Origin of the sequence: Streptomyces sp. NPDC020884 (assembly GCF_044333935.1) — a bacterium.
In the GTDB taxonomy this organism is placed as follows: Bacteria; Actinomycetota; Actinomycetes; order Streptomycetales; family Streptomycetaceae; genus Streptomyces.
In genome coordinates, this window is the sequence record NZ_JBIRRY010000003.1 from 461,085 (window position 1) to 486,721 (window position 25,637).

Consider the following 25,637-nt stretch of genomic DNA (forward strand, 5'->3'; position numbering starts at 1 on the left):
AGGGCCGCGAGGTGATCTCGTAACCGTTGTTCTTTAGTTTGAAGGTTAGAATGAGCAGCGTCAACCGGTGATCTTCGTTTGGCTGGTTATGATCGACGGGTCAGCCGTTCCGCCCCGCGTGACGAAGGAGCCCAGTCGTGCCGCACTCCCCCGGGGCCGACCCCCGGCCGCTGACCGGCGAGCCGCTCGCCCTCGACCTGCTCAACACCCGCTGGATCGACGGGGACGGCCCGCACGACCTGCTGGACTCCACGGCCGGTCTGACCCTGTGGCTGGACAGCCCTCCGGTACGCGAACGCCTCGGAGCGGACCCGGCCCCGGCGACGGCCCGCACCCCGGCCGCCGACCGCACCACGCTGGACCGGCTGCTCCTGACCCGGGCCGCACTCCACGCGCTGGCCACCGCGGCCGCCCGCCGGGATCCGGCCGCCCCCGAGGACGTCGACCGGCTGAACGAGGTCCTCTCCCACGGGCACATCCGCCGCACACTGGGGCCCGACGGGACGCCGGAGTCCGCGGTGGTGGTGGAGGACGCGTCCTGGATCCCCGCCTGGCACGCGGCGGAGAACTGGCTGCGCCTGGTCGCGGACCGCCCCGACCGGATCCGCCCCTGCGCGAACCACGCCTGCGTCCTGCACTTCTACGACGTCTCCAAGAACGGGACGCGCCGCTGGTGCTCCATGGCCGGCTGCGGCAACCGCGCCAAGGCGCAGCGCCACTACGCCCGGCGCTCCGGCTCCTGACCGTCCGCACGGGTTCACATCTGACGAGCCGTCAGCTCTAATGGACGGCGTGATGGGACACGCAGGCATGGCCGCCACCGCCGTCCGGTACCTCAGGTCCGTCGGCGCCGCCACGACAGCCGCACCGGGGGCGCCTCCCGAGGCGCTGCCCCGGCCGGACCTGAGAGCGGTACGGGACGACGAGCGGCTGCCCGTCGCACCGCAGGAGTTCCGGCGGGTGCTGGGGCACTTCGCCAGTGGCGTCACCGTGGTCACCGCGCGCGACACGGACGGGCCGACGGGCTTCGCCTGCCAGTCCTTCGCCTCGCTCTCGCTGGACCCGCCGCTGGTCTCCTTCATGGTCGCCCGTACGTCGACGACCTGGCCGCGCATCGCCCGCGCCGGCGCGTTCTGCGTGAACATCCTGGGCGCGGAACAGGGCGCGCTCTGCCGGGGGTTCGCGGTGAGCGGGGCCGACAAGTTCGCGGGAGTGGCCTACGAGGACGCCCCGGCGACCGGGTCGCCGCTGCTGGACTCCGTGCCCGCCTGGATCGACTGCCGCGTCCATGCCGTCCACACCGGCGGCGACCACCTCATCGTGGTCGGCCGGGTGGAGGCGCTGGGGGCGGCGGACGAGGGCGAGCCCCTGCTGTTCCACCGGGGGGCGTTCGGCCGGTTCAGCCGCTGAGGGCCGCCGCGCCGGAAACACCTGGACCGCCCGGACCCCTGACCGCCCGGACCGCCCTCAGGGAGTGTCCGGACTGCCCTCAGGGAGTGTCCGGACCGCCCTCAGGGAGTGTCCGGCACCTCCTGGACGTCCTTCCCGGCGTTCCGGACCCGCCGGATCACCAGCGACATCAGCGCCGCCACCGCGCACAGCGCCCCCGACGCGTACCAGACCACGTCGTAGTCGCCGAACACGTCCCGCGCGACCCCGCCGAGGAACGCGACCACGGCCGCGCCCACCTGGTGCGAGGCCAGCACCCAGCCGAAGACGATCGCGCTGTCCTCGCCGTACTGCTCCCGGCAGAGCGCCAGCGTCGGCGGGACCGTGGCGACCCAGTCCAGGCCGTAGAACACGATGAAGAAGATCATCGGCGGCTGCACCTCGGGCGCCATCAGCATCGGCAGGAACAGCAGCGAGATCCCGCGCAGCGCGTAGTAGACGGCGAGCAGCCGGCGGGCGTCGAAGCGGTCGGTGAGCCAGCCGGAGAAGATCGTGCCGACGACGTCGAAGACCCCGATCACCGCGAGCAGCGAGGCCGCCGCCGTGATCGGCATGCCGTGGTCGTGGGCGGAGGGGACGAAGTGGGTGCGGATCAGGCCGTTGGTGGAAGCCCCGCAGATCGCGAAGGTGCCCGCGAGCAGCCAGAACGGTCCGGTGCGGGCCGCGTCGAACAGCACCCGCACCGTCCGGCGCGCGGCGCCCCGGGCCGGCGCCGGCTTCGCCACGAACGTACCGCCGTACGGGGCGAGCCCCACATCGGCCGGGTGGTCGCGCATCAGCAACCAGACGAACGGGACGACGGCGAGGGACGCCAGGGCGACGGTGACCGAGGCGGGCCGCCAGCCGTGTTCGTCGACGATCCAGGCGCAGAGCGGGAGGAAGACCAGCTGCCCGGAGGCCCCCGCCGCCGTGAGGATGCCGGTGACCAGACCCCGGCGGGCCACGAACCAGCGGTTGGTGACGGTCGCGGCGAACGCCATCGCCATCGACCCGGTGCCGAGGCCGACGAGCAGCCCCCAATAGATCATCAGCTGCCAGGAGGCGGTCATCCAGACACTGGCGACCGCCCCGGCCGCCACCATGGTGAGCGCGAGCGCCACGACCCGCCGGATACCGAAGCGGTCCATGAGCGCGGCGGCGAACGGCGCGGTCAGCCCGTACAGCGCCATGTCGATGGAGACCGCGAGCCCGATCTCGCCCCGGGACCAGCCGAACTCGGTGTGGAGCGGGTCGATGAGCAGTCCGGGCAGGGAGTTGAACGCCGCACCGCCGATGATCGTCACGAAGGTGACGGCGGCGACGATCCACGCCCGATGGACGGAGAAGGGCAACCGGCGGCCGGGCCTCCCCGGGGCGGCGGCCCCGGGACCGGCGGTCTTGGTCAGGTAGGTCACGTCAGCCAGCATCCGGGGCCGGGCGGCCCCCGACGAGTGGCCCGTTGGACACGCTTCGCAGAGATCCGGCCACGCGGGGCTCCTGTCCCGTCATCCGGACCACGGACCACCGGGCCTCGCCGTCCCACCGGGCCCAGCCGCTCCACTGCCCGGCCGCCCGTCCCGGCCCGCACCGGGCCTGCGTACGATCTCGGCTCGTACGCGAGAACCCGCCCGCGAGAGCCGAGTACGAGGAGTGTCATGCACTGGGCCGCCCGTCAGGAATTCGACCGTCGAGCCGGGACCCGGCTGGTCTGGGGAGTGTGTCTGTCCGCCGTGGCGGCCGGGCTGTTGCTCCGGCTCGGCTGGCTGCTGCTGGTTCCGTACAGCGTCCCGTCCCACATCCGCGACGTGGAATGCGGCTCTCCCCTGGAGAACGGCGGTTCCCACAACAGCCGTTCCGTGTGCGCCGGGCAGCGCGAATGGCCCGAGCTCGTCGGCCTCCTGGCCCTCTCCGTCCCCACGACCGCGGTGGGCGCGGCGCTCATCGTCAGCGGAACCTCCCGGCGGCGCATCAGCGCCCATGTCTTCGAAGTGCTGGAGATGCAGGCGAGCGAGGAGCGGGCCCGCAGCAAGAAGTGAGCCGGGAGCGGACGCGCGACGGGAAGCGGGCCGGGCAGGTCAGCGGCGGGGCCGGCCCGCCCGGAGCACCGCCCACGCACCGGCCGCACCCACCGCGTACCAGAGCAGGTCCGGTGCGTTGAAGGTCGAGCCGAGCACCAGCCGGGCCGCCGTGCTGTGCGCCGACAGCTCCGCCGGTACGCCGGTGAGCTGCGCGAACTCCACCGCACAGCTCACGGCCAGCGCCGTGGAGGCGACCACCGCCGGTCGTGCGCGGGGCGCGCAGAAGACGGTGAGCGCGCAGAGCAGCACCGTGTAGAGCGCGCTCCCGGCGTACTTGGCGAAGACGCCGTCCGCCCCGGCGCGCACGCCGAGGCCCGCGCCGACGATGCCGAAGGCCGCCACCGCCGCCACGACGCGGACGGTGAGCGGACGGGCCATGCGTGGGTGGGCCGTCGGCGGACCGGCCGCGGGCGGGTGGGCCATGGGCGGGTGGGCCGTGGGCGGGTGGGCCGTGGGCCGGCGGTCCGTGGGCGGACCGGCCATGGGCATCAGGCTCGCGGGCGTCGGGCTCGTGGGCGCGGTGGGCCGCGCCGGGCGCCTCATGTGATGCGCCTCAGGCCGCGGATCGGCCGGGCCACCAACAGCACCGCCACCACCCCCATGTTGATCACGGCCGCCGTCACCAGCAGTTCCGGCGCCCCGACCGCCTCGGCGACCGGGCCCGCCAGCGCGCGGCCCGCCGCGACCATCAGGAGCGAGCCCGCCACATCGTAGGCGTGCAGCCGGTTCAGGGCCTCCGGCGGGACATGCGTCTGGACGGTCGTGGACCACATCACCAGCCAGAACGCGGCCGATCCGCCCGCCAGCAACTGCCCCGCCGCCAGCACCGGCAGCGGCATCCCGAGCGCCAGCACCGCCAGGCTCACCGCCACCAGCGGCAACGCCGTCGCCCCCGCCGCCAGCGGGTGCGCCGGGCGCAGCCGCAGGGCGAGGAGACCGCCGACGACGCTGCCCGCCCCGTTCACCGCCATCAGCATCCCGTACGCCCCCGAGCCGTGCGCCTCGGTGACCAGGACGGCGGTCAGCGGGAGCATCGGGCCGAGCACCGCGAAGCCGTACACCGTCCAGACCGCGATCACGCCCCACAGCCAGGAGCGGGCCCGGAACTCCCGCCACCCGTCGACCAGTTCGGCGGCGAACGTGCCGCGCACCGCGTCCTCGTGCGGGGCCGGGGCCAGCCGCATCAGGAAGAGGCAGACGCCGGAGACCGCGAAGGTCGCCGCGTTCGCCGCGTAGACGGCCCCGGCGCTGGCGAGGCCGACGAGCGCCCCGGCGAAGGCGGGCCCGGCCATGGTCATCAGCGCCTCGGCGACCCGCAGGACGGCGTTGGCGCGCTGGACGTCGGTGGAGACGCGCGGCACCGTCGAGGCGACCCCGGGCTGGAAGAGCGCCGCGCCGACGCCGGCCACCGAGCTCAGGACGTACACCGACCACAGCGGCGGGTTGCCCGTCGCGAAGGTCACGGCCAGCACGGAGGCGCCGCCCAGCCGCAGGACGTCCGCGATGATCATCATGCGGCGCGGGGTGAACCGGTCGGCGAGCACCCCGCCGAACAGGACGAACACCGCCAGCGGGCCCATCCAGGCGGCGAGCGCGAAGCCCACCGAGGAGGCGGGCCGCCCCGCGCCCAGGAGCCCGGCGGTCAGGGCCACCGGGATCATGCCGTCACCGAAGAGCGCGACCGTACGGGCCACGAAGAAGTAGCGGAAATTGCGGTTCCAGAGTCCGCCGGGGTCGAGCGGGGGCAGGGTCGGGACCGGGACCCGGGCCGGGGACGTTCGGGTGTCGCACGCGGCGTCGGGAATGGACGCGCGCTCTGTCGGCTTCTCCATCACGTCGCTAACCTGTACCAGCTTGTGGTCTATACCAGCTACCGGATTTCCTGTGATCTTCAAGGAGGCCGTCGTGCCGCACCGCGTGGTCGTCCTGGCCCTCGACGGGCTGCTCCCCTTCGAACTGGGCATCCCCCAGCGGATCTTCGGCCGCACCGTCGGCTCGGAGACGGGCGGCCAGGGCAGGAAGCTGTACGACGTGGTGACCTGCTCGGTCCGCCCGCCGGGCCCGGTCCGGACCGACGCGGACTTCTCCATCCTCGTCGAGCACGGCCCCGAGGCGCTCGCCACCGCCGAAACCGTGGTCGTCCCCGCCTCCTACGGGCTGGGCCCGGTCTTCGAGGAGGGCCGGCTCACCGATGAGCTGGCCGCCGCGTTCGCCCTGGTCCGACCCGGCACCCGGATGGTCTCCATCTGCACCGGCAGTTACGTCCTGGCGGCGGCCGGATATCTCGACGGCCGCCCCGCCACCACGCACTGGTCCTCCGCCGACCACTTCCAGCGGACCTTCCCGCAGGTCCGCGTCGACCCGGACGTCCTGTTCATCGACGACGGCGACGTCCTCACCTCCGCCGGGGTCGCCGCCGGCATCGACCTCTGCCTGCACCTGGTGCGGCGCGACCACGGAACGGCCGTCGCGAACGAGATCGCCCGCCGCACGGTCATGCCCCCGCACCGGGACGGCGGGCAGGCCCAGTACATCCACCGCCCGGTGCCCGAGCCGCAGTTCGCGACCACGACCGCCGCCCGAGCCTGGGCGCTGGCCCGTCTCGACTCGCCGATCCTGCTGCGGGACATGGCGGAGCAGGAGGCGATGAGCGTACGGACGTTCACGCGCCGCTTCCGCGAGGAGGTGGGGATCAGCCCCGGCCAGTGGCTCGCCCAGCAGCGGGTGGAGCGGGCCCGGCAGCTGCTGGAGTCGACGGACCTGTCGATCGACCAGGTGGCCCGGGACGCGGGCTTCGGCACGGCGACCTCACTGCGCCAGCACCTCCAGGCGGCCCTGGGCGTGCCGCCGACGGTCTACCGGCGCACGTTCCGGACCTCGGCGGACACCGCGTCCTGAGATCCGGGTTCAGCACACCGCGATCGGAAATGTACGTTCAGCACACCGCGCTCCGAGGCCCTCGGCGTCAGCCCCGGGGCGCCCGCAGGTCGTCCAGTTCGGCCTCGAAGAGCCGGGCGGGGTCGAAGGCCATGCCGGTGAAGTGACCGGCCAGCTCCAAGGACAGCACACCGTGCAGCCGGGTCCAGAACGTGAGGGCCCGGTGCAGGACCCCGGGCGGGGCGGGGTGGTCCCCGGCCCAGTCGCGGTGGTCCGCGAGGTGGGCGCCGAACGGGGTGACGGGCGCGTCCGGTTCGAGGGCCGCGCAGGCGGTCAGCAGGTCGGCCATGATCTCCGACGAGATGCCGGTGATCTCCTCGGGCGCGTGGTAGCCGGGGACGGGGGTGCCGTAGATGAGGAAGTACCGCTGCGGGTCCGCCAGGGCCCAGTCGCGCAGGACGTGCGCGAGTCCGGCCGGGTCCGCGCCGGTGACGGCCGCCGCGTGGACGGCGTCGGCGAGGCTCCGGTACGCGTCCCGGATGAGCTCGGTGATCAGCTCGTCACGGCCGGCGAAGTAGCGGTAGAGCGCGGGACCGCTCACACCCATCTGCTTGGCGATCGCGTTGAGGGAGAGCGCGGAGGCTCCCGCCTCGGCGATCTGCTTCCACGCGTGCTCCTTGATCTCCGTCCGCACCTGAGCGCGATAGCGCTCGCGCGGGGTCGCCGCACCGGACTTGGCTCCGGCCTGCGCACCGGCCTGCGCACCGGTTTCCGCGTCCGTCTCCGCCATGGTCCACCACCTTCCCCACCCTCGAAGCTACCCACTCAAAGTTTCGTTAGAAGGTATCACGAAAGTGATTGACCTCTCGGCTTGCTATGCGTTACAACTTCTAACGAACGCAAAAGCTTCTACCCGAGGAGATCTCATGACCGCCACGATCGAGTCGCCCTCCACCCGCACCCGCACCTCCGCCTCCACCGGACGGCGCGTTCCGCTGTCGGTGACCGTCTCCGCCTGGGCGGTCCCGGTGATGGTGGTCGGACAGTTCGCCCTCGTCGCGGGCGTTCCCGTCCTGATCGCACTGATCGGCACGCTCCGGAGCGTCCCCGACCGGGCGGTGCGCCGGACGGCCTCACTGGTCGCGCTCGCGTTCGCCACCCCGCTCGCCATCTGGCTTGTGCGGCCGGACGGCGCGCAGAGCCTGTCCAAGGACATGCACCCGGGATTCACCGGGCTGATCGTCGCCGCGTCCGCCGCGTTCCTCGTGACCCTCCACCGGGCCCGCCGGTCCGCCTGACCGAGGCGTCAGACACGTCAGACATGTCCAACGCGACCGACACGTCCGACACGACCGACCCGACCCACGCGACTGACACACCGACACCCCCGCCCGCCCCACGCACACCCAGCACCGACAAGGAGCCCCACCATGTCCCACGCCCGCACCGCCGCCCTGTTCACCGTCCCGCTGCTCGTCGCCGGCGCCCTCGCCGCCGCCACCGCGCCCGCCGGGGCGACGCCCCGCCCCGCGAAGCCCCTCACCTGCCAGGGCGAGGGGGTCGACTCCCGGGCCCTGGTCCGCGCCCGGACCGAGACCGTGATCGACGCGCCACTCAGCACCGTCTGGAAGCTCCAGACCGACGTGGAGCGCTGGCCGGCCTGGCAGACCCATGTCACGAGCATCGACCGCCTCGACCACGGCCCCTTCCGGCCGGGCTCGGCGTTCCGGTGGACGACCCCGATCCCGCCCAACCCGGCGACGCCGGCCACCAGCCTGGACATCACCTCCACCGTCGAGCAGCTGAAACGGGGCTCCTGCATCCGCTGGACCGGGCCCGCGACCGGCGAGGGCCTGCACATCGACGGCGTACACGTCTGGAACTTCACCGCGGTAAGGGATGGCGTCCTCGTCCGCACCGAGGAGACCCACACCGGGGAGCAGGTCGAGGCGAACGTCCCCTACGCGACCGAGATCCTGAAGCAGGGCCTCGAAGCGTGGCTCGGCGAGCTGAAGACCGCCGCCGAGGCCCGCTCCGGCCACCACCCCTGCTGAACTCCCTTACGGAAAACGGGTCCTGGCGTCGCCTTAGAAAACCAGGACCCCCCTGGCCACCCGCCCGTGGTGTGCGTCATCGGCAGCCTTGGCGAAGTCCTCGACCGGGTACGTCTCGGTGACCAGTTCGTCCAGCAGCAGCCGCCCCTCCCGGTAGAGGTCCGCGTACAGGGCGATGTCGCGTTGCGGCCGCGAGGAGCCGTAGCGGCAGCCCAGGATCGACTTGTCCAGGTACATCGAGGAGACCAGGAACGACGCCTCGGCACTCGCCGCCGGTACGCCCAGCAGCACGGCCTGCCCGTGCCGGTCGAGCAGGTCGATCGCCTGGCGGATCAACTCGGTGCGGCCGACGCACTCGAAGGCGTGATCGGCCCCGTCGGGGAGGATGTCACGCACCCCTTCGACGCTCGTCAGGAAGTGCGTGGCGCCGAACTGCCGGGCCACCGCCTCCTTCGCCGGGTTGTTGTCGACGGCGACGACGGTGAGCGCACCGGCCAGCCGGGCCCCCTGGAGCACGTTGAGGCCGATGCCGCCGGTGCCGATGACCACGACGCTGTCGCCCCGGTCGACCTTCGCCCGGTTGAGGACGGCCCCGACTCCGGTCAGGACCCCGCAGCCGATCAGGGCCGCCGAGGTGAGCGGCAGGTCGGCCGGGATCTTCACCGCCTGGACGGCCCGCACCACCGTGCGCTCCGCGAAGGCGGAGTTGGAGGCGAACTGGAACAGCGGCTGCCCGCCCCGCGAGAACGGCCGCCCCGGCCGCCCGATCGCCTTGCGGCACATGGTCGGCCTGCCCCGGTCGCACTGGGCGCAGGCCCCGCAGTTGGCGAGGGTGGACAGCGCGACATGATCACCGGGCCGTACGTGGCCGACGCCCGGCCCCACGGCCTCGACCACGCCCGCGCCCTCGTGGCCGAGCACGACGGGGACGGGGAAGGGGATCGTGCCGTCGATCACCGACAGATCGCTGTGGCAGAGTCCGGCGGCGGCGACCGCCACCAGCACCTCCCCGGGGCCCGGGTCGCGGATCTCCAGGTCGTCCACGACCTCGGTCCGTGTGCCGTCGAAGACGACGCCTCTCATCTCGGCTCCCTCGGTAGGCCGAGCACTCGCTCGGCGATGATGTTCCGCTGGATCTCGTCGGAGCCGCCGTAGATGGTGTCGGCCCGGCTGAAGAGGAACAGGTACTGCGCTTCGTCGAGTTCGTACGGTCGCGCGGCCGTCCACGGCTCCGGGCCGACGGCCCCCGCCTCGCCCGCGACCTGCACGGCCAGTTCGCCGAGCCGTTGGTGCCAGCCGCCCCACAGCAGCTTCGCCACGCTGGGCGCGCCCGGGTCGCCGGCGGCGCCGAGGGTCCGCAGGGCGTGCCGGCGCATGGTGTCCAGCTCGGCCCACTGGGTGACGAGCCGGGCCCTGATGACCGGGTCATCGGCGGCCCCGCTCGCCATGGCGGCGGCGACCACCCGGTCCAACTCGGCCGCGAATCCGACCTGTTGGGCGAGGGTGGAGACCCCGCGCTCCAGGGCGAGGAGGCCCAGGGCGACCTGCCAGCCGTTGCCCTCGCCGCCGACGGCCTCGGTGGCCCGCGCCCCGTCGAGGAAGACCTCGTTGAACTCGCTGGTCCCGGTCAGCTGGCGGATCGGCCGGACCTCGATCCTGCCCGGCTGGTCCATCTCCACCAGCAGGAACGACAGCCCGTGGTGGCGGACGGAGCCGGGGTCGGTGCGGGCGAGGACAAAGCACCAGTCGGCGTCCAGGGCGAGCGAGGTCCAGATCTTCTGCCCGGTCACGGTGTATCCGCCGGTCCCGTCCGGGGTCGCCGTGGTCCGCACCCCGGCGAGGTCGGAGCCCGCGCCCGGTTCGCTGTACCCCTGGCACCAGAGGGTCTCGCCCCGGGCCACGGCGGGCAGGTGGCGGCGCTTCTGCTCCTCGGTGCCGTAGGCGATGAGGGTCGGGGCGAGGAGGTTCTCCCCGATGTGCCCCATCCGGGCGGGGGCTGAGGAGCGGGCGTACTCCTCGGCCCAGACGACCTGTTCGGCGAGGGTCGCACGGCGGTTGCCGTAGCTCTCGCCGTCCTTGCCCGGCCAGCCGATCCCGATCCATCCGGCGCGTCCGAGCTCCCGCTCCCAGGTGCGGGGGTCGGGGGCGTCGGTGAGGTGGGTCTCCAGCCAGCTGCGGACGTGGGTGCGGAAGTCCATACGTGCCTCCTGTTCTCCTGGGGGCTCCGCCCCCGTCTCCTCCGCTCGCGAAGCGGCTACCACCGGCCCGTCCGGCGCTTCGCTGCGGCCACCACCGGCCCGACCGGCGCTTCGCCGCGGCCACCACCGGCCCGACCGGCGCTTCGCCGCGGCCACCACCGGCCCCTCCGGGCGCTTGAAGCGGCCACCACCAGCCCGACCGGCGCTTCACCGCAGCCACCACCAGCCCGTCCGGCGCGTGAAGCGGCCACCACCAGCCCGTCCGGCGAATGAGGCGGCCACCACCAGCCCGTCCGGCGTTTGAGGACCGGGGTCCGGGGCCGCGCCGGGGGGGGGGGGGGCCCCCCCCCCCCCCCCCCCAAAACCCCCCCGGGGGGGGGGGGGCGGGGCCCCCCCCCCCCCCCCCCCCGGCGGGGGGGGGGGGGGGGCCCCCCCCCCCCCCCCCCCCGCGCGGGGGCCCCCCCCCCCCCCCGGGGGGGGGGGGGGGGCGGGGGGGGCGGCCCCCCCCCCCCCCCCCCGAGCTCCGCCCCCGGACCCCCGCTCCTCAAACGCCGGAGAGGCTGGAACGCTCGGGCCCCGCCCCTTCACCGCCGGAGAGGCTGGAGTGCTCGGGCCCGCCCCTCACACGCCGGAAGGGCGGGAATGCTCGGGCCCCGCCCCCTCAAACGCCGGAGAGGCTGGTGGTGGCCGCTTCAACCGTCGGAGGCGCCACGCGCGTTGGGCCGGTCGCCCGACCGCGCCGCCGCCGCCATCTCCTCCAGCCGCGCCAGCATCGGCATCGGGTCCGAGCCCACCGTCCCCGGCAGGAAGTCCGCGATCCGCTCCGGGGTCCAGGGGCCCTCCCCGTACGCCGCCCGCAGCTCCCTCGGCTGGGCCCAGACCGCGATCTTGGGGCCCGCGATCGTGTACACCTGCCCGGTGATCCGCTCCGCGCGCGCCCGCTCGCTCAGCAGGTAGACGACCAGCGCCGCCACGTCCTCCGGCTCCCCGATCTCTTTCAGCTCCATCGGCACCCCGGCCGACATCCGGGTCCGGGCCACGGGCGCGACCGCGTTCGCCGTGACCCCGTACTTGTGGAGGCCCAGCGCCGCGCTGCGCACCAGCGAGATGATCCCGCCCTTCGCCGCGCTGTAGTTGGCCTGGGAGACGCTGCCCTGGTGGTTGCCGCTGGTGAAGCCGATCAGCGTGCCCCCGCCCTCCTGCTTCCGCATCACCGCCGCGGCGGCCCGGAAGACCGTGAAGGTGCCTTTCAGGTGTGTGGCGAGGACCGGGTCCCACTCCTCCTCGGACATGTTGAACAGCATCCGCTCGCGGAGGATCCCGGCCACGCAGACCACCCCGTCGAGCCGGCCGTACTCCGCCAGCGCGGTGTCCACGATCCGCTGTCCGCCCGCCATCGTGGAGATGTCGTCGGCCACCGCGACCGCATCGCCGCCCGCCGCCTCGATCTCCTTGACGACGGACCGGGCGATCTCGCTGGTCGGCTCCGAGCCCTCGACGGAGACGCCGTAGTCGTTGACGACGACCCGCGCCCCCTGGGCCGCCGCGGCGAGCGCGACCGCCCGCCCGATGCCCCGGCCGGCCCCCGTCACGGCGACCACCCTGCCTGCCAAGAAGTTCCCCATGCCCGGCCCCTTCCCGCGGTTTCTGACGGACCGTTAGATTTTACGGGCAGTCAGATGCTCCGGCACAAGACCCAGGAGGTCCCCATGTCCCTGCCGGCCGAGTTCCACGAGATCGCCGAGCGCGTGAACAACTGGGGACGCTGGGGGGCAGAGGACGAGCTGGGGACCCTCAACCTGATCACCGACGCCGTCGTGCGGGAGGCCGTGGCCACCGTCCGCACCGGCCGCCGGACACCTCTCGCGCTACCGCTCCAGCAGGACGGGGTGCAGAGCGGGCTCATCCCGGGCCGGATCAATCCGCTGCACACGATGGTGCAGATCAATCAGGAGATCTTCGGCCCCGGCACGGTCGCCACCAGCGACGACGCCGTCACGATGGGGCTCCAGGCCTCCACCCACTGGGACGCCCTGACCCATGTCTCGCACAGCGGGAAGATCTACAACGGCCGCCCGGCGGACACCATCACCGCCCACGGCGGGGCCCGGTTCTCCTCGATCGCCGCCGTGGAGCACCTCGTCTCGCGCGGGGTGCTGCTGGACGTGGCCCGCGCCCAGGGGCTGGACCGGCTGCCCGGCGGGCACGCCGTCACCCCGGAGGATCTCATCGCCGCCGAGGAGTTCGGGGGCGTGCGCGTTCGGGCCGGGGACATCGTGCTCGTACGGACCGGGCAGGTGCAGGTGGCGCTGGCCGGGGACCGGAACGCGTACGGCTATCCGTCGCCGGGGCTGTCGGTGCGCACCCCCGAGTGGTTCCACGCCCGGGACGTGGCGGCGGTCGCCAACGACACCCTGACCTTCGAGATCTTCCCGCCGGAGATCGAGGACCTGTGGCTGCCGGTGCACGCGCTGCACCTGGTCGAGATGGGCCTGCTCCAGGGCCAGAACTGGAACCTGGAGGCGCTGTCCACCGCCTGCGCGGAGGAGGGCCGGTACGCCTTCCTGCTCAGCGCCGCTCCGGAGCCGTTCGCCGGGGCCACCGGCTCGCCGGTCGCCCCGGTCGCGGTCCTGTGAAGCGGGGGCGGCCGCTCAGGCCAGGTTGGTGAACAGGCAGTGGGGCGGTTCGCACACCTCGCCGCCCTGGCCGACGACCGAGGGCGTCTGGGGGCCCCGCACCGGGCCGCCCCGGTCGACCTCGCACCAGATCTGCTTCCCGGCGCCCTCCGGCAGCCAGCCCCAGCGGTCCGCCAGGCCGTCCACCAGCTCCAGGCCCCGGCCGTTGGTGTCGTCGCCCTCCGCGTGCCGCTGGAGCGGCGGGCAGTCGCTGGCGTCCGCGACCTCGACCCGGACGGTCCCGGCCCCGCCGAAGAGCATCCGCAGCACAGCCGGACAGCCCGTGTGGACGACCGCGTTGGTGACGAGCTCCGAGATCAGCAGGATGAGCGTCTCGGCGAGCGGCTCGTCATCCCCTATCCCGGAACCGACCAGGCGCGACCGCGCCCACCTACGGGCCCGCCCCACCTCTGCGGGATCCGGACCGACCTCCAGCTGAACCTGAAGCACCTGCACCGCTCACACCATCCGAACCGGCGGACACATCGCCTCGCGCCTCCTCAGGGTCACGGAACGTGATTCCCTTACGCGACAGCATGGTTGACGTACAGTCACCGCAACAAGCGCTTCGGGCATATTCCAGCGCGAAGGAGTACGCGTGGTGCATACTGTGCGACGCACGCTGCGGGGAGTCGAACAGGAGCGCGCAGAGACCGCGAGAAACGCTCTTCGGGCAGGCCCGGCACATCTCCGTCGAGTGCCCTCGCCCCGGACCGGAGCCGCCGCACAGGCCGCCCCCGGATCGCCCGGTTCCAGAACCACTCGCATCCCACGGAGCGTACCCGAGCCGGGCCCCGACTCCACCCGGTGACGAATCACGCAAAGGACACAAGCCGGTATCGACACCCGGCGGATGCGCTGAGTCACCCTCCGCCCCCGGCTTCCGGAACCCCCCGGCCGTACGCCGCCGAGCTGCCGGAACGCGGCCGCGCGGCCCCCAGATCGGCGGCCAGCAGCTCCTCCGCCCCGGCCCCGGTGAGCCAGCTCGCGGACCGGAGCCAGGCCCGTTTCAGGTGGAGGTGAACATCTGCCTCCCAGGTGAAGCCCATGCCGCCGTGGATCTGGAGGCAGTCGCGTGCGTTGCGTACGGCCGCCTCGTCGGCGAGCAGTTTGGCCGCCGCGATCTCCACCGGATCGGCGGTCACCGCCGCCGCGTACACGGCGGCGCGGGCCGGTTCGGTGCGGGCGAGCATGTCGGCGCAGAGATGTTTGACCGCCTGGAACGATCCGATGGGCGATCCGAACTGCTCGCGGTCCCCGGCGTGTTGAACGGCCGTCTCGGTGGTCCGGGCGGCACTGCCGAGCTGCTCGGCGGCGGTGAGCAGCGCCCCCTCGTACCGGAACCGCTCCGCGTGCGCCGGGGTGCGCTCCGCCGTCGGCGTCCGGTGCAGGGGCGTGAGCGGATCCATCGACCGTACGGGCCGGGCGGCGGCCACGAAGGCCCGCAGCGCCTCCCCGCTGAGCACGCCGTCCACCGCGCCGTCCCACGCCCCGGCGTGCGCCCCGTCCTCCAGCACCAGCACCGCGTCCGCCTCCGCCAGGTGCGCCACCGGCAGGGCCCCGTCGAGGGCCGTCACCACCGTCCCGCCCTCGGCGGCCCCCTTCACCCGGCCCGCCGCCAGGTGCGTGGCGACCAGCGGGCCCGGCAGCAGCGCCCGGCCCGCCTCCTCGAAGAGCAGCACCGCCTCGGGCAGCCCGAGGCCCACCCCGCCCGCCTCCTCCGGCAGCCGCAGCGCGAAGAATCCGGCCGCGCCCAGCTCCCGCCACAGCCCCCGGTCCACACCACCGCCCGGCTCCACCGCCGCCCGCATCCGGTCCCGGTCGAAGACCGCACCGAGCAGGTCGCGCATGCCGGACCGCAGGGCCCGCTGGTCGTCCGAGAGCTGGAAGTCCACGGTGGCCTCAGCGCCCCTTCGGCAGGCCGAGGATGCGCTCGGCGACGATGTTCCGCTGGATCTGGGAGGTGCCGGCGGCGATCGTGTACGAGAGGGCGGAGAGCCGGTCCAGGACCCATTCCCGGTCCAGGTCGAAGGCGTCGCCGCCCAGCACGTCGGCCGCCGCGTCGTACAGCTCCTGGCGGGCCCCGGAGTAGCGCAGCTTGAAGACCGAGCCGCCGGTGCCGGGGACGCCGCCGGTCCGCTCCGACTCCCCCACGTTCCACTGGGTGAGCCGCCACAGGGCCCGGAATTCGGCGTTGAGCCTGCCCAGCCGCCGGCGCAGCACCGGGTCGTCCCATCGGCCGCTGCGCCGGGCCTCGGCGGCGAGCGCGTCCAGGGTGCGGCGGCAGGCGACGACCTCGCCGACGAAGGCCGTGCCGCGTTCGAAGGAGAGGGTGACCATGGTGACCCGCCAGCCGTCGTTCTCGGCCCCGACCCGGTTGCGTACCGGCACCCGGACCTCGTCGAGGAACATCTCCGCGAACTCCGTGGACCCGGCGAGTGTGCGCAGCGGCCGGACCGTGATGCCCGGGGCGTCCATCGGCATCGCGAGCCAGCTGATCCCCCGGTGCTTGGGCGCGTCCGGGTCGGTGCGCACCAGCAGCTCGCACCAGTCGGCGACCTCGGCGTGCGAGGTCCAGATCTTGCTGCCGCTGATCACGTAGTCGTCGCCGTCGCGCACGGCCCGCGTCCGCAGCGCGGCCAGGTCGGAGCCCGCGTCCGGCTCGCTGAACCCCTGGCACCAGATCTCGTCCCCGCGCAGCACGGGCGGCAGCCAGCGGGCCCGCTGGCCGGCCGTGCCCTCGGCGGCGACGGTCGGCCCGGCGTGCAGCAGCCCGACGAAGTTCGCCCCGACGTAGGGCGCCCCGGCCTTCTCCGTCTCCTCCAGGTAGATCAGGTGCTGGGTCGGGGTCGCGCCCCGCCCGCCCGCATCCACCGGCCAGTGCAGGCCCGCGTACCCGGCGTCGTACAGCATCCGCTGCCAGGCGGTGTCGTACGCCCGGCGCGCGGGCCAGTCGTCGGGCGAGGGCTTGGCGGGCAGGCCGGGGAGCACGGCGGCCAGCCACTCCCGCAGCCGCCGCCGGAACTCCTCCTCGGCCTCCGTGTACGCGAGATCCACCGCCGTCCCCCGCCTACTTGTCCAGGTCCAGGCCGAGCATCCGGATCGCGTTTCCGCGCATCAGTTTGTGGATGGTCTCGTCGTCCAGTCCCTTGACGTGGTCGAGGGCGACCTCCTTGGTGTGCGGGAAGGTCGAGTCCACGTGCGGGTAGTCGGTCTCGAAGGTGGCGTTGTCGCGGCCGACGACGTCCAGCGCGGAGATGCCGTGCTTGTCGCGGAAGAAGCAGCAGAACATCTGGCGGTAGTAGTACGTGGACGGCGGCTCGGGGATCAGATCGCGCACCCCGCCCCAGGCCCGGTGCTCCTCCCACACGTCGTCGGCGCGCTCCAGGGCGTAGGGGATCCACCCCATCTGCCCCTCGCTGTACGCCAGTTTCAGCGTCGGGAACTTCACCAGCACCCCGCTGAAGAGGAAGTCCATCATCGAGGCCATGGCGTTGTTGAAGGAGAGCGAGGCCTGCACGGCCGGGGGCGCGTCCGGGGAGGCGGCGGGCATCTGGGAGCTGGAGCCGATGTGCATGTTGACGACCGTGCCGGTCTCCTGGCAGACCGCGAAGAACGGGTCCCAGTAGCCGGTGTGGATGGACGGCAGGCCGAGGTGGGTGGGAATCTCGGAGAAGGTCACCGCGCGGACGCCCCGGGCCGCGTTGCGGCGGATCTCGGCGACCGCGAGGTCGATGTCCCAGAGCGGGATGATGCAGAGCGGGATCAGCCGGCCGCCGCTGTCGCCGCACCACTCCTCGACCATCCAGTCGTTGTAGGCGCGCACGCAGGCGAGGGCGACCTCCTTGTCGTGCGCCTCGGCGAAGGTCTGCCCGCAGAAGCGCGGGAAGGTCGGGAAGCAGAGGGAGGCCTCGACGTGGTTGAGGTCCATGTCCTTGAGGCGTTCGGCCGGATCCCAGCAGCCGGGGCGCATCTCGGCCCGGGTGATGCCCTCCAGGGTCATGTCGTCGCGGTCGAAGCCGACGGCGGCGATGTTCCGCTTGTACGGGAACTTCAGGTCCTCGTAGATCCACCAGTCGGTGGGCGGCCCGTCCGGGTCCATCGTGATGACGTACTTCCCGCCCGTGTACGCCAGCTCCCCGATGCCCGCGGTGAGCGGCTGCGGCCCGCGTTCGCGGTACTTCGCGGGCAGCCAGGTGGAGAAGAGGTGCGCGGGCTCGATCACATGGTCGTCGACGCTGACGATCCGAGGCAGTTCCGTCATGGTGTCGTCCCCTCCGGCGCATCCGGCGTGATCCCGGGTGCGGGCATTTTCTGATGACCCGTCAGATTCGGTGCGGGACTCAGGCTAGCTCCGCACCCCTGGACCGACAAGGCGCGGAGCCCTACGCTCTCCGCATTATCTGACTGGTCGTCAGTTCGGAGGGACCGCTGTGACCGCCGTGAACGACGTGACCGCATCCGCCCACGCCCTGGGCGCCTCCCGCACCTTCTGGGAGCTGATCGAACGCCGGGCCGCTCTCACCCCCGACCGCCCGGTCCTGCTCCAGGAGGACCGGAGCCTGACCTTCGGCCGGCTGCGGGACCGCGCCGAGCGGGTCGCCGCCGGGCTGTACGGGATGGGCGTGCGGGCGGGCAGCGTGGTGGCCTGGCAGCTGCCGACCCGGCTGGAGACCGCCCTGCTCTCCTTCGCGCTGACCCGGCTCGGGGCCGTGCAGAGCCCGGTCATCCCCTTCTACCGGGACCGCGAGGTGCGGTTCGCGCTGCGCGAGTCGGGGGCCGCGTTCTTCGCCGTGCCCGGCGTGCGGCGGGGCTTCGACCACACCGCGATGGCCGAGCGGATCGCCGCCGAACTGCCCGAACCGCCGCGGGTCTTCGAGGCGTACGACGTCCTCCCCGACGGCGACCCGGCCGTGCTGCCGCCCCCGCCCGCCCCCGCGTCGGGCGAGGAGGTCCGCTGGATCTACTGGACCTCGGGCACCACCTCCGACCCGAAGGGCGTCCTGCACACCGACCGCTCCCTGATCGCGGGCGGCTCCTGTCTGGCCCACGCGCTGAAGCTCTCGGCCGACGACGTGGGCTCGATGGCGTTCCCGTACGCCCATGTCGCCGGGCCCGACTACACGGTGATGCTCCTGCTGTACGGGTTCCCGGCGGTGATGTTCGAGCAGTTCGCGCTGCCGGACGCGCTGGCGGAGTACCGGCGGCACGGGGTGACCGTGGCGGGCGGCTCGACGGCGTTCTACGCGATGTTCCTGGCCGAGCAGCGCAAGGACCCGGACAGCCGCCTCATCCCCACCCTGCGGCTGCTGGCGGGCGGCGGGGCGCCGAAACCGCCGGAGGTCTACCACGCGGTGGTCCGCGAGATGGGCGTCCAGCTCACCCACGGCTACGGCATGACCGAGGTCCCGATGATCACCATGGGCTCCCCGGACGACACCCCGGCCCACCTGGCCCTGACCGAGGGACGGCCGCCGGAGGGCATGGAGATCCGGATCACCGACGAGCGGGGCAGGCCGCTCCCGTACGGCGTCGAGGGCGAGGTGCGGCTGCGCGGGGAGGCGGTCTGCCGGGGATATCTGGACGCCGGGGCCGGCGCCGCGGCCTTCGACGCCGAGGGGTTCCTGATCACCGGGGACCTGGGGCGGCTCCAGGAGAGCGGCCACCTCACGCTCACCGGGCGGCTGAAGGACATCATCATCCGCAAGGGCGAGAACATCTCCGCCAAGGAGATCGAGGACCTGCTCCACACGCACCCGGCCGTCGCCGACGCCGCGGTCATCGGGCTCCCCGACGCCGAACGCGGCGAACGCGTCTGCGCGGTGGTCGAACAGCCGCCCGGTGCCCCGCCCCTGACGCTCGCCGGGCTCGCCGCCCACCTGCGGGACGCGGGGCTCTCCGTCCACAAGCTGCCCGAGCAGTTGGAGGTGCTCGACGCGCTGCCCCGCAACGAGACCCTGCGCAAGGTGCTCAAGTACCGGCTGCGGGAGCGGTTCGGCGGGTAGGGCGGGTGTCGCGGGGGCGGCGCGCCGCCCCCGCGACACCCGGGATTCCTACGCGTCCGGCTCGATCACCGTGAAGTACACGGCGAACGCCGCCACCACATCGCTCTCCGCGACCCGCCCGTCCCGGTCCGTGTCCAGGCTCTGGGCGGCGATGCCCGCGATCTCGGGGCTCGCCCCGAGGACCCGGAGCGCCCGCTCCACGTCCGCCACCGACGCCTTGCCGTCGTTCCCGCCGTCCGCGACCGCGATGACCGCCCGCAGGAAGGGCCGGGCGATCTCGGCGAACCGCTCGGGATTGTCCCGGAGCCGCTTCACCGCCCCGCCCACGAACTCCTCACGGGTGACCCGCTGGTCCCCGTCCACATCGGCGATCCCCGCCATGCCCTGCCAGAACGCCTCGGCACCGGTGTAGAGCGCCTGCCCCTTGTCGCAGCGGGCCGTCGTACCGAACTCGGTGAGCAGACGGGCGGCTGCGGCGTTGAAATCGGCGCGATCGATGGTGCCGTTGCCGTCCTGGTCGAAGGCGGCGAAGCGGTGCGCGATCTTTCGCTCGTACTCTGCGCTGTCCATGCGGGGAGCGTACGACGCCCGGGGCGCCCACGTGTCACCGAGCAGCTCCTCCTGTGTGACAACCTCGCATCGGCGGCCGCCGCCTCAGGCGCTCAGCGGCCTGCACTCCTCGTCGGTCGCGGACCCCGCGTCGGGGTAGACGTCGAACAGACGGCGCACCCCGAGCGCACCGAGCACCTTGTTGACGTGCGAACCGTCCTCCGCGCCCCGGGCCGGGAGGATCAGCCGCAGCCGGCCGCCGCAGGACTTCATCAGCCGGCGCGAGGCGATCAGCACGCCGACCCCGCTGGAGTCGCAGAAGAACACCTCGGACAGATCCAGCACCACGTCGTGCTGGCCCTCCGCCACCGCCTCGTGGACGGACTGGCGCACGACGGGCGAGGTCACCAGATCGAGTTCGCCGCTCATCCGCAGCACAGTCCAGGAGCCCTGCTCCGCCTCGTTCACCTTGAGCGTCACGCGACTGGACCTCTCGTTCCGGGGCTTCCGGCAATCCGGAAGTTTCCGTTCCTCCTCGCGGCTGCCCAACCGCGCCTCCATGAAACACCGACGCACCCATCGAGGCCCAGGAGGTTTCCGGCTGAATGACGCACTTCGGCCCGTTTCCGCTGCTCAGAGCGGTCGGGGATCCATCCGGGCCGAAAATCGACTACCGTCGACGGCCACGCGCCGCGGGAAGAGAGTTGCCGTAAAGGCTCGTACGCCGCCCGCCCGGCGGACTACATTCGGTCCTCACGGGCACAGGGTGGATCACGGAACTGGGCACAGGCGCCGGGGGCTGGGGGTTTCATGGCGAAGGACACGGCACCCCGCTGGGACCGCAGGATGCAGCAGAGGCTGGCCCGCGGCGAGGCGGCGGCGCTCGGTGAGCTCTATGACCGGTTCGCGGCCCTCGTGCACAGCCAGGCGCACCGGATGCTCGACGACGAGGACGCCGCCGACCTGGTGACCCGCGAGGTCTTCGCCCAGGTCTGGGAGAACCCCGAGGCCTACGACCCGAAGCAGGGCTCGATGCGCTCCTGGGTCGCCCGGCTCACCCACCGCCAGTCCGTCCAGCGGCTGCGCCGCGCCGCGGCCTCCTCCTACGCGGCGGAGCACGGCGAGGGCGCGGTGCCCGACCCGGAGGAGCTGGAGCGGCGGGTGCGCAGCGCCACGTCCGCCGCCCGCGCCGACTACATCGTCTCCTCGATGCCCGCGCCGCTGCGGCAGGCGCTGGAGCTGGCGTACATCCACCGCCGGGACTACCGGCAGACCGCCGCCGATCTCGGGGTCACCGAGGACGAGGCCCGCCGCCGGCTCCGGCTGGGGCTCCAACTGCTCTCCACCGCGAACGCCCGCCCGCTCGAGGGGTCCTCGCCACCCGGTTACGGACGGGCCCGGTGAGCGGCGACGGACGGGAGAGCGATGGAGGCGAGGAAGAGGTGCGGGGCGCCCGCCGGATACCGGGCCCGCGCGGGGCGGCGGACGATCTCGACCTGGCGTCCGTGCCGCTGCCGCCCCTGGCGCCGCCCGGCGGGACCGCCCCGGACGAGGCCGTGCCGGAGCAGTCGCCGTCCGCGTCGGGCGACGCTCCGGGGCCCTTCGCCCCGGGGCCCCCTGATCCGGCCCGAGGTCACCGGGAGCCGGATCGTGGGCCCGTACCGACACCCGGGCCGGAGCCGGACCCCGGCACGGAGCCCGAGCCGACACCCGGGCCCGAGCCGGAGCCCCCGACCGGGCCGGACCTCGCCGCGGAGCTGGTCATGACCGCCGACCAGGCTCTCCCCCACCAGGTCCTCAAGGCCCTGCTCGGCGCCTGGGCGCTGTCCGCCTGCTCGGCCGAGGAGACCGCCGCCGTGGAGGTCCACCTCACCGCGTGCGCCCCGTGCGCCGACGAGGCGCTGCGGCTGCGGGACGCGGTGGGGCTGCTGCACACCGATGGCTCCCTGGACCTCGACCCGACGCTGCGGTCCCGGGTGATGGACGGCTGCCTGGGCCGCCGCCCGGCCCGGATCCCGGTGCCCGAGTGGGCCGCCCCGTACGACGCCGAGACCGCCCGGCTCGACGCCCTGCTGCGCGACATCGGGGACTCCGAGTGGCACGCGCCGGTGCGCCTGCGGTGGTTCGAGGAGGAGCGCGCGGTCAGCCGCAGGACCACGGTCGCCGGCGTGATCGGCCATCTGACGGCGGTCGACGGACTGCTGTCGGCCGCGCTCGGGCTCGACGACCCCCTCGGCGGCGGCACGGTGCCGCTGGATCCCACCGAGCGCACCGAGGCCTACTGGGCGGCGACGGGGCCGCCGCCCACCCGGGCCGTCCGCGAGCCCTGGCGGGACCAGAGCCACGAGCTGATCCGCACGGCGTCCTTCGCCGGGCGGAACGTCGCCGAGGCCTCCGTCTCCTACGGGACCTTCGCCCTGCCGCTGCAGGACGCCCTGCTGGACCGGGCCTTCGAGTGCTGGGTGCACGGCGGGGACATCGCCGACGCCGTCGACTACCCGTACCAGGCCCCGTCCGCGGCCCATCTGCACCGGATGATCGACCTGGCGGCCCGGATGCTTCCGGCGACCCTCGCGGAGCGCCGCCGCGCCGGACTGGCGGGACCGGCGAAGGACCTCGTCACGGCCGGGGCGCCGGGCCGCTCGCTCCATCTGGAGATCGAGGGCCACGGCGGCGGCGACTGGTACATCGCGCTGGACTCACCGGCCGCGGTCGGCTCGCCCGAGCGCGCGGTGGCGCAGGTGGCCCTGGACGGGGTCGAGTTCTGCCGGCTCGTCGCCGGGCACATCTCGCCGGTGGAAGCGGCGGCGGGCCAGGAGGGCGACCGCGAGGCCATCCGCGACGTGCTGTTCGCGACGGCCGCGCTCAGCCGGCTCTGACGCCGGGCACAACCGGCTCTGACACCGGGCCCGACGGCCGACACCGGTCCGACGGCCCTGCGTCCGCGGGCTACGCGAAGATCACCGTACGGCGGCCGTTGAGCAGGATGCGCCGCTCCGCGTGCCACTTCACGGCGCGCGCCAGCGCCTGGCACTCCACGTCCCGGCCGATGGCGACCAGTTGGTCGGGGGTCACGTCGTGACCGACGCGCTCGACCTCCTGCTCGATGATCGGGCCCTCGTCGAGGTCGGCGGTGACGTAGTGCGCGGTCGCGCCGATCAGCTTCACCCCGCGCGCGTGCGCCTGGTGGTAGGGCTTGGCGCCCTTGAAGCTCGGCAGGAACGAGTGGTGGATGTTGATGATCCGGCCGCTCAGCTGCTTGCACAGGTCGTCGGAGAGGACCTGCATGTAGCGGGCCAGGACGACCAGCTCGACGTCCTCCTCGCGGACCAGCTCCAGGAGCCGCGCCTCGGCCTCCGCCTTGTTGTCCTTGGTCACCGGGAGGTGCCGGAAGGGCACGCCGTACGAGGCGACGAGCTCGGCGAAGTCGGTGTGGTTGGAGACGACGGCCGCGATCTCGACCGGCAGCGCCCCGGTGCGGGAGCGGAACAGCAGGTCGTTGAGGCAGTGGCCGAACCTGCTGACCATCAGCACGATGCGCATGCGCTCCGCGGGCCGGTGGATCTGCCACTCCATCCGGAAGGCCTCGCCGATCGCGGCGAAGCTGGCGCGCAGCTTGTCCACGGTCACGGTGGTTTCCGCCGAGAAGTGGACGCGCATGAAGAACAGACCCGTGTCGTGGTCCCCGAACTGCTGACTGTCCTCGATGTTGCAGCCGGTCATGAAGAGATAGCTCGACACGGCGTGCACGATGCCCTGCTTGTCGGGGCAGGAGAGCGTGAGGACGTACTGCTCGGACAGGTCGGTGTCCGGGACGGCGGAGGAGGCGGGCTGCGGCGCGGTCATCCCCGTAGGGTGCCACACCGGCCCGCCCTCAGGCGGCTCTGGTCATGATGCGGATGACATCCAGCGAGCGCGGCGGTATGTCCGGATCCTCCGCGTCATTGGTGGCGAGCATCACATGGGCCTCGCGGGCCGCGTGGACGGCCTCGGGCCAGCCGTGGTGCTCCAGATAGGCGGAGACGGGGGCGTCCGCGCCGACCTGGTGCATGATCCGCAGCACCCGCAGGGCGGCGGTGTCCACGGCGGCGGCCTCGGCGGAGTCCCTGAATATGGTGCCGATGTATTTCTCGGCGGACCAGTTGTCGAGCCAGGTGTCCTCGACCAGGCGGTACACGGCGTCGGTGACGTCCCCGTACCCTTCCCGGCCGGCGAGCCAGCACTCGTGGTGGAAGGTGGGGTCGGAGAGCATGTGCAACGCCGAGCGCACGTTGGTGCGCCAGCGCCACCACGGCATGTCAGTGAGCGGCATGCCGCCCATGGTGGAGGAGCGACGGCCGCGACGGGAAGAGTTCTCCGAACCTTGCTGCACGGTCGTCGATCGTACGTTCCTTCACACCGTCCCCGCACGGGCCCCCGCAATTCACCTGGACGTCACCGTGCGTTGAGGACGGCACACCGCGCCGTTACCCGGAGACCGGAAAAGTCCTGGTCCATGACCGGACGGCGACGCCCCACCTCTTCCCGCCCCTTCCCGGGCATCATCAGCGCGGCGGTGGCGGGGGCGGTACTGCTGTCCGGCTGTGGCGTGCTCCCTGGGGTCTCGGGGGGATCCAGGGAGCACGTCACCGTCATGACCTGGGCGCCCGACCGGTCGGACGACATCAACGCGGTGAAGATGGCCGGGGTGCCCGCGATGGCCGAGGCCTACGCCCGCTGGGTCAACGACACCGGCGGCATCGACGGGCGCGAACTGCGGGTGATCGTCTGCGACGAGGGCGACACCGCGATCGGCGCCGAGCGGTGCGCGCGGGAGGCCGTCGAGAAGAAGGTGGCCGCCGTCGTCGGTTCGTACAGCCGCCACGGACAGAGCTTCATGCCCGCGCTGGAGGCGGGCGGGGTCCCGTACATCGGCGGTTACGGCGCCTCCACCGAGGAGTTCAGCAGCTACCTCTCCTACCCGGTCAACGGCGGCCAGTCGGCGCTGCTGGCCGGTCACGGGCGGCAGCTGGGCGGCAGCTGCGAGCGGGTCTCGCTGGTGCGGCCCGACTCGATCGGCGGCGACGGCATGCCGCCGCTCCTGAACAACGGGCTGCTGGCCGCGGGCCGGCCCGCCTCCACCGACATCGTGGCCCCCCTGGACGCCACGTCCTACGACGAGCAGGCCACGAAGGCGCTGGAGCGGTCCGACGGCAGCTGTGTGACGGCGGTGCTCGGCGCCCGTACGGAGACGTTCTTCGACTCCTTCCGCCGCCTGGAGGCGGACGGCGAGCGGGTCAGGGTCTCCTCCGTCCTCGGCAGCGTCAGTCAGCCCCTCATCGACCGCACGGGCGGCCGGAACAGCCCCTTCGAGGGCGCCTACGTCACCGGCTGGTACCCCGACGCGCGGAACGCGCGCTGGAAGGAGATGCGCGAGGTGGTCGGGAAGTACGCCTTCGGGGACAACCGCATCGACCCGGACGACACCGCCGTGCAGACGACGTGGATCGCGTACACGGCGCTGCGGGCGGCCGTCCGGGCGATCGGCGACCAGGACGTCACGTCGGGCCGGGTCGTGGCCGCCCTCAACCGGGGCGTCGAGGTCGACACCGGCGGACTGACCCCGACGCTCCGCTGGCGCTTCAAGGACCTGGTCGGCACCTTGAGCTACCCGCGCATCGTCAACACGAAGGTGACGTTCCAGGTGGTCCGCGAGGGCCGTCTCACCGCCCAGCGGAAGGGCTTCGTGGACGTCGCCGAGGCCCTGACGGACGCCCCGCGGAGTTAGGGCCCG

General features: G+C 73.2%; 26 protein-coding genes. 11 read left to right on the top strand and 15 right to left on the bottom strand.

Translation table 11 applies throughout. The annotated features are described in order from the left end of the window. The first annotated feature begins 137 nt into the window (after positions 1–137). Together ACH4UK_RS13060 and ACH4UK_RS13065 are read left to right on the top strand one after the other, a co-directional pair. Entirely contained in the window at positions 138–743 is a 606-nt protein-coding gene (locus tag ACH4UK_RS13060; protein ID WP_398356092.1) for a CGNR zinc finger domain-containing protein, read from the top strand. A 67-nt stretch (positions 744–810) separates the two neighbouring features. Then, positions 811–1,410 (top strand): flavin reductase family protein, encoded by a 600-nt coding sequence (locus tag ACH4UK_RS13065; protein ID WP_398356329.1) that lies wholly within the window; start codon positions 811–813, stop codon positions 1,408–1,410. A 101-nt stretch (positions 1,411–1,511) separates the two neighbouring features. Here ACH4UK_RS13065 and ACH4UK_RS13070 read toward each other — a convergent pair whose 3' ends face one another. Next, positions 1,512–2,855, bottom strand: coding sequence for an MFS transporter (locus tag ACH4UK_RS13070; RefSeq protein ID WP_398356093.1), 1,344 nt, complete (start codon positions 2,853–2,855; stop codon positions 1,512–1,514). A gap of 228 nt (positions 2,856–3,083) precedes the next feature. On the opposite strand from ACH4UK_RS13070, the gene ACH4UK_RS13075 reads away from it, so the two are divergent. Then, positions 3,084–3,464 (top strand): hypothetical protein, encoded by a 381-nt coding sequence (locus ACH4UK_RS13075; RefSeq protein ID WP_398356094.1) that lies wholly within the window; start codon positions 3,084–3,086, stop codon positions 3,462–3,464. Between the two features lie 39 nt (positions 3,465–3,503). Here ACH4UK_RS13075 and ACH4UK_RS13080 read toward each other — a convergent pair whose 3' ends face one another. Then, a complete protein-coding gene (locus tag ACH4UK_RS13080; protein ID WP_398356330.1) occupies positions 3,504–3,884 on the bottom strand; it encodes a DUF2809 domain-containing protein in 381 nt (126 codons plus the stop codon). Between the two features lie 161 nt (positions 3,885–4,045). Next, positions 4,046–5,338, bottom strand: a complete 1,293-nt coding sequence (locus tag ACH4UK_RS13085; protein ID WP_398356095.1) for an MFS transporter — start codon at positions 5,336–5,338, stop codon at positions 4,046–4,048. A gap of 73 nt (positions 5,339–5,411) precedes the next feature. Here ACH4UK_RS13085 and ACH4UK_RS13090 point away from each other — a divergent pair, with 73 nt between their 5' ends. Beyond that, entirely contained in the window at positions 5,412–6,404 is a 993-nt protein-coding gene (locus ACH4UK_RS13090; RefSeq protein ID WP_398356096.1) for a GlxA family transcriptional regulator, read from the top strand. 67 nt (positions 6,405–6,471) lie between these two features. On the opposite strand, the gene ACH4UK_RS13095 is transcribed toward ACH4UK_RS13090, so the two are convergent. Continuing rightward, positions 6,472–7,173: a TetR/AcrR family transcriptional regulator gene (locus ACH4UK_RS13095; protein ID WP_398356097.1), complete on the bottom strand. Its 702-nt coding sequence runs from the start codon at positions 7,171–7,173 to the stop codon at positions 6,472–6,474. A gap of 136 nt (positions 7,174–7,309) precedes the next feature. Here ACH4UK_RS13095 and ACH4UK_RS13100 point away from each other — a divergent pair, with 136 nt between their 5' ends. Both ACH4UK_RS13100 and ACH4UK_RS13105 read left to right on the top strand, forming a co-directional pair. Beyond that, on the top strand, positions 7,310–7,681 hold the full coding sequence (locus ACH4UK_RS13100; protein ID WP_398356098.1) for a hypothetical protein: 372 nt from the start codon (positions 7,310–7,312) through the stop codon (positions 7,679–7,681). 132 nt (positions 7,682–7,813) lie between these two features. Then, positions 7,814–8,437 (top strand): SRPBCC family protein, encoded by a 624-nt coding sequence (locus ACH4UK_RS13105; protein ID WP_398356099.1) that lies wholly within the window; start codon positions 7,814–7,816, stop codon positions 8,435–8,437. Positions 8,438–8,470: 33 nt separating this feature from the next. On the opposite strand, the gene ACH4UK_RS13110 is transcribed toward ACH4UK_RS13105, so the two are convergent. The 3 genes from ACH4UK_RS13110 to ACH4UK_RS13120 all read right to left on the bottom strand — a co-directional run bounded on the left by ACH4UK_RS13110 (position 8,471) and on the right by ACH4UK_RS13120 (position 12,260). Continuing rightward, complete coding sequence (locus tag ACH4UK_RS13110; protein WP_398356100.1) at positions 8,471–9,520, bottom strand: Zn-dependent alcohol dehydrogenase; 1,050 nt, start codon at positions 9,518–9,520, stop codon at positions 8,471–8,473. Next, a complete protein-coding gene (locus ACH4UK_RS13115; protein ID WP_398356101.1) occupies positions 9,517–10,635 on the bottom strand; it encodes an acyl-CoA dehydrogenase family protein in 1,119 nt (372 codons plus the stop codon). Before ACH4UK_RS13115 ends, ACH4UK_RS13110 begins: the two co-directional genes overlap by 4 nt. Before the next feature lie 692 nt (positions 10,636–11,327). Further along, on the bottom strand, positions 11,328–12,260 hold the full coding sequence (locus tag ACH4UK_RS13120; protein WP_398356102.1) for an SDR family oxidoreductase: 933 nt from the start codon (positions 12,258–12,260) through the stop codon (positions 11,328–11,330). A gap of 84 nt (positions 12,261–12,344) precedes the next feature. On the opposite strand from ACH4UK_RS13120, the gene ACH4UK_RS13125 reads away from it, so the two are divergent. After that, complete coding sequence (locus ACH4UK_RS13125) at positions 12,345–13,271, top strand: cyclase family protein (RefSeq protein ID WP_398356103.1); 927 nt, start codon at positions 12,345–12,347, stop codon at positions 13,269–13,271. 15 nt (positions 13,272–13,286) lie between these two features. On the opposite strand, the gene ACH4UK_RS13130 is transcribed toward ACH4UK_RS13125, so the two are convergent. The 4 genes from ACH4UK_RS13130 to ACH4UK_RS13145 form a co-directional block, all read right to left on the bottom strand. Beyond that, positions 13,287–13,766, bottom strand: a complete 480-nt coding sequence (locus ACH4UK_RS13130) for an ATP-binding protein (protein WP_398356104.1) — start codon at positions 13,764–13,766, stop codon at positions 13,287–13,289. 407 nt (positions 13,767–14,173) lie between these two features. Further along, a complete protein-coding gene (locus tag ACH4UK_RS13135; protein ID WP_398356105.1) occupies positions 14,174–15,205 on the bottom strand; it encodes an acyl-CoA dehydrogenase family protein in 1,032 nt (343 codons plus the stop codon). 7 nt (positions 15,206–15,212) lie between these two features. Further along, positions 15,213–16,367, bottom strand: a complete 1,155-nt coding sequence (locus ACH4UK_RS13140) for an acyl-CoA dehydrogenase family protein (protein WP_398356106.1) — start codon at positions 16,365–16,367, stop codon at positions 15,213–15,215. Between the two features lie 13 nt (positions 16,368–16,380). Continuing rightward, on the bottom strand, positions 16,381–17,574 hold the full coding sequence (locus tag ACH4UK_RS13145) for an amidohydrolase family protein (protein ID WP_398356107.1): 1,194 nt from the start codon (positions 17,572–17,574) through the stop codon (positions 16,381–16,383). A 169-nt stretch (positions 17,575–17,743) separates the two neighbouring features. Here ACH4UK_RS13145 and ACH4UK_RS13150 point away from each other — a divergent pair, with 169 nt between their 5' ends. Beyond that, positions 17,744–19,315, top strand: a complete 1,572-nt coding sequence (locus ACH4UK_RS13150; protein WP_398356108.1) for a class I adenylate-forming enzyme family protein — start codon at positions 17,744–17,746, stop codon at positions 19,313–19,315. A gap of 48 nt (positions 19,316–19,363) precedes the next feature. Here ACH4UK_RS13150 and ACH4UK_RS13155 read toward each other — a convergent pair whose 3' ends face one another. Further along, positions 19,364–19,885 carry an EF-hand domain-containing protein gene (locus tag ACH4UK_RS13155; RefSeq protein WP_398356109.1) on the bottom strand — a complete coding sequence of 174 codons (522 nt, stop codon included), beginning with the start codon at positions 19,883–19,885 and terminating at the stop codon, positions 19,364–19,366. An 84-nt stretch (positions 19,886–19,969) separates the two neighbouring features. After that, the gene (locus tag ACH4UK_RS13160) at positions 19,970–20,344 is read right to left on the bottom strand and encodes an STAS domain-containing protein (protein ID WP_398356110.1); all 375 of its coding nucleotides are present in this window, start codon (positions 20,342–20,344) and stop codon (positions 19,970–19,972) included. Positions 20,345–20,674: 330 nt separating this feature from the next. Here ACH4UK_RS13160 and ACH4UK_RS13165 point away from each other — a divergent pair, with 330 nt between their 5' ends. Together ACH4UK_RS13165 and ACH4UK_RS13170 are read left to right on the top strand one after the other, a co-directional pair. Then, the gene (locus tag ACH4UK_RS13165; protein ID WP_398356111.1) at positions 20,675–21,268 is read left to right on the top strand and encodes an RNA polymerase sigma factor; all 594 of its coding nucleotides are present in this window, start codon (positions 20,675–20,677) and stop codon (positions 21,266–21,268) included. Then, positions 21,265–22,743, top strand: coding sequence for a zf-HC2 domain-containing protein (locus ACH4UK_RS13170; RefSeq protein WP_398356112.1), 1,479 nt, complete (start codon positions 21,265–21,267; stop codon positions 22,741–22,743). The genes ACH4UK_RS13165 and ACH4UK_RS13170 overlap by 4 nt, the downstream gene beginning before the upstream one ends. 70 nt (positions 22,744–22,813) lie before the next feature. On the opposite strand, the gene purU is transcribed toward ACH4UK_RS13170, so the two are convergent. Next, positions 22,814–23,710, bottom strand: a complete 897-nt coding sequence (gene purU / locus ACH4UK_RS13175; protein ID WP_398356113.1) for a formyltetrahydrofolate deformylase — start codon at positions 23,708–23,710, stop codon at positions 22,814–22,816. 28 nt (positions 23,711–23,738) lie between these two features. Beyond that, complete coding sequence (locus ACH4UK_RS13180; protein ID WP_398356331.1) at positions 23,739–24,185, bottom strand: hypothetical protein; 447 nt, start codon at positions 24,183–24,185, stop codon at positions 23,739–23,741. Between the two features lie 174 nt (positions 24,186–24,359). Here ACH4UK_RS13180 and ACH4UK_RS13185 point away from each other — a divergent pair, with 174 nt between their 5' ends. Next, positions 24,360–25,631, top strand: coding sequence for an ABC transporter substrate-binding protein (locus ACH4UK_RS13185; protein ID WP_398356114.1), 1,272 nt, complete (start codon positions 24,360–24,362; stop codon positions 25,629–25,631). Positions 25,632–25,637: the final 6 nt, after the last annotated feature.

Bases quoted from the DNA above. Each gene is read 5' to 3' on its own strand.
- ACH4UK_RS13115 (WP_398356101.1), bottom strand. From the start codon at position 10,635: ATGGACTTCCGCACCCACGTCCGCAGCTGGCTGGAGACCCACCTCACC.
- ACH4UK_RS13185 (WP_398356114.1), top strand. From the start codon at position 24,360: ATGACCGGACGGCGACGCCCCACCTCTTCCCGCCCCTTCCCGGGCATC.
- ACH4UK_RS13080 (WP_398356330.1), bottom strand. From the start codon at position 3,884: ATGGCCCGTCCGCTCACCGTCCGCGTCGTGGCGGCGGTGGCGGCCTTC.
- ACH4UK_RS13180 (WP_398356331.1), bottom strand. From the start codon at position 24,185: ATGGGCGGCATGCCGCTCACTGACATGCCGTGGTGGCGCTGGCGCACC.
- ACH4UK_RS13120 (WP_398356102.1), bottom strand. From the start codon at position 12,260: ATGGGGAACTTCTTGGCAGGCAGGGTGGTCGCCGTGACGGGGGCCGGC.
- ACH4UK_RS13085 (WP_398356095.1), bottom strand. From the start codon at position 5,338: ATGGAGAAGCCGACAGAGCGCGCGTCCATTCCCGACGCCGCGTGCGAC.
- ACH4UK_RS13145 (WP_398356107.1), bottom strand. From the start codon at position 17,574: ATGACGGAACTGCCTCGGATCGTCAGCGTCGACGACCATGTGATCGAG.
- ACH4UK_RS13105 (WP_398356099.1), top strand. From the start codon at position 7,814: ATGTCCCACGCCCGCACCGCCGCCCTGTTCACCGTCCCGCTGCTCGTC.
- ACH4UK_RS13075 (WP_398356094.1), top strand. From the start codon at position 3,084: ATGCACTGGGCCGCCCGTCAGGAATTCGACCGTCGAGCCGGGACCCGG.
- ACH4UK_RS13095 (WP_398356097.1), bottom strand. From the start codon at position 7,173: ATGGCGGAGACGGACGCGGAAACCGGTGCGCAGGCCGGTGCGCAGGCC.
- ACH4UK_RS13065 (WP_398356329.1), top strand. From the start codon at position 811: ATGGCCGCCACCGCCGTCCGGTACCTCAGGTCCGTCGGCGCCGCCACG.
- ACH4UK_RS13110 (WP_398356100.1), bottom strand. From the start codon at position 9,520: ATGAGAGGCGTCGTCTTCGACGGCACACGGACCGAGGTCGTGGACGAC.
- ACH4UK_RS13155 (WP_398356109.1), bottom strand. From the start codon at position 19,885: ATGGACAGCGCAGAGTACGAGCGAAAGATCGCGCACCGCTTCGCCGCC.
- ACH4UK_RS13165 (WP_398356111.1), top strand. From the start codon at position 20,675: ATGGCGAAGGACACGGCACCCCGCTGGGACCGCAGGATGCAGCAGAGG.
- ACH4UK_RS13100 (WP_398356098.1), top strand. From the start codon at position 7,310: ATGACCGCCACGATCGAGTCGCCCTCCACCCGCACCCGCACCTCCGCC.
- ACH4UK_RS13125 (WP_398356103.1), top strand. From the start codon at position 12,345: ATGTCCCTGCCGGCCGAGTTCCACGAGATCGCCGAGCGCGTGAACAAC.
- ACH4UK_RS13070 (WP_398356093.1), bottom strand. From the start codon at position 2,855: ATGCTGGCTGACGTGACCTACCTGACCAAGACCGCCGGTCCCGGGGCC.
- purU (WP_398356113.1), bottom strand. From the start codon at position 23,710: ATGACCGCGCCGCAGCCCGCCTCCTCCGCCGTCCCGGACACCGACCTG.